The organism is Bacteroidales bacterium, assembly GCA_014860575.1.
GTDB lineage: Bacteria > Bacteroidota > Bacteroidia > Bacteroidales > JAAYJT01 > JAAYJT01.
In genome coordinates this window covers 1-2245 of record JACZJK010000053.1, presented here as the reverse complement: position 1 = coordinate 2245, position 2245 = coordinate 1, and the positions used below count along the sequence as shown (strand labels likewise).

Genomic DNA, 2245 nt, shown 5'->3' with positions numbered 1-2245 from the left:
CAACGGAGACGAAGCGCTTGATCTGCTCAAAGGTGAACCTTTTGATATCGTGTTCCTCGACGAAAACATGCCTGGTATGTCCGGCATCGAAACACTTGCAGAGATCAAAGTACTCCAGCCGCACTTACCCGTTGTGATGATTACCAAAAGCGAAGAAGAGACCATCATGGAAGATGCCATTGGCTCCCGCATTGCCGATTATCTGATCAAGCCCGTGAAACCCAATCAAATCCTCCTCAGCCTGAAAAAGAATCTTGAAAACCGGAAGATTGTCAGCGAAAAAAGACCCATGCCTATCAACAGGAATTTAGGAATATCGGTATGGAAATTTCGAACAACCTGAACTATTCTGAGTGGGTGGATATTTATAAAAAACTGATTCGTTGGGAATTGGAACTCACTCAAACCACTGATGAAAGTATTCTCGATGTGCTGCGGATGCAAAAAGAAGAGGCAAACCAGGTGTTTACAAGGTTTATCAGTAACAACTATATCGATTGGGTAAACGGCCGCGACCCAGACAAACCAGTGCTTTCGCATACCGTGCTCAGGGAGAAACTTTTCTCCCAGATCAATAACAACTCCAACACTTTTTTCATTCTTTTCGACAACCTGCGCTACGACCAATGGAAAGCACTGCAGCCCATTTTTGAACAATATTTCCGTATCGAAACCGAAGACATTTACTACAGCATCTTACCGACAACCACCCAATACGCCCGCAATGCCCTGTTTGCAGGACTATTACCCACTGAAATTGATAAGAAATACCCGAACTATTGGGTGGAAGAAGATGAGGAAGGGACAAAAAATCAATTCGAAGAACAGTTGCTGGCCGAGCAATTAAAGCGCTATGGAAAAGACCTGAAAATGTCTTACCACAAAATTCTCAACCTTACTGCCGGGCGCAAACTGGTTGACAATCTTCCTAACCTGCTTCAGAACAACCTGAACGTGATCGTTTACAATTTTGTGGATATGCTCTCACATGCCCGCACCGAAATGGAGATTATCCGCGAACTGGCCGACGATGAGCCGGCTTACCGATCGTTGACCATCTCCTGGTTTGAACATTCACCACTGATCGATATCGTAAAATACATTGCTTCCAAAGGGCTCAACCTTGTAATCACCACAGACCATGGTTCAGTCAGGGTACAAAACCCGGTGAAGGTGATTGGCGATCGCAATACCAACACCAACCTCCGCTATAAAACCGGAAAGAGCTTGAATTACAACAAGAAAGAGGTTTTTGAAGTAAGAAACCCTGCTGATATTTTCCTCCCTCGCCAAAGCATCAGTTCGTCCTATATTTTCTGCCGCAGCTACGATTTCTTCGCTTACCCCAACAACTACAACTACTACGTGAACTACTACAAAAACACTTTCCAGCATGGCGGCATCTCGATGGAAGAAGTGCTGATTCCCTACATCAAGCTCAAAGCGAAATAGTTGTTTTGCAATACTGTGTTTAAAACCAAACAGGGATTAAATTGTTGGTGTCATGAAATGCTGAAGTTATGCATAGTTTACTAATGCTCTGTTTATCAATAGGAATTAAAAAATTAATATTTAATTATAAATTGATTTACAACATGTTAACATTTCCATTTTATGAAAACAATCTTAGTGAACACTTTGTGACTTCGTGACTTTGTGGCACTTTTTAGTTTGCCACTCACAAAGTGATGCCTGTGGCAGAAGGCGCTAAGACACTAAGGATCATACAGGATCAAAGCTAAAATACAATAATTCAACATGTTATCGTCAATATAAAGACTTTTGATACATCAATAAATTAAGCTTAGAACCAATGAAAAAATCTTCGCGAAAAAACATAACAGTGAACTCGGAGTCAGAACTTGCAATGGTTGCAAGCGCGCTGATTGAAAAACATCCCGATGCGCGGATTTTTGCCTTCTTTGGTCAGATGGGAGCGGGGAAGACCACTTTTATAAAAACGTTGTGTCAGCTTATGCAAGTGACCGACAATGTGGCCAGTCCAACTTTTTCACTCATCAACGAATATCATACTGCCAAAGGCGGACGGGTGTTTCACTTTGATTTCTACCGGATTAAAAAATTTGAAGAGGCCTTTGATCTGGGATACGAGGATTATTTCTACAGCGGAGATTACTGTTTTGTCGAGTGGCCAGAACTCATCGAGCCCTTGTTGCCCGAAGATACTGTGAATGTTCAAATTACAGTGAATGAGTCCGACGGTAGCCGGTTATTCAGCTTTTAA

At 42.2% G+C, this 2245-nt stretch carries 1 protein-coding gene and 1 pseudogene; both read left to right on the top strand.

Annotated features, from left to right (window positions below):
- A pseudogene (locus tag IH597_14385) lies at window positions 1-1452 on the top strand (PglZ domain-containing protein).
- Between the two features lie 361 nt (window positions 1453-1813).
- A complete protein-coding gene (gene tsaE, locus IH597_14380; GenBank protein ID MBE0663639.1) occupies window positions 1814-2245 on the top strand; it encodes a tRNA (adenosine(37)-N6)-threonylcarbamoyltransferase complex ATPase subunit type 1 TsaE in 432 nt (143 codons plus the stop codon).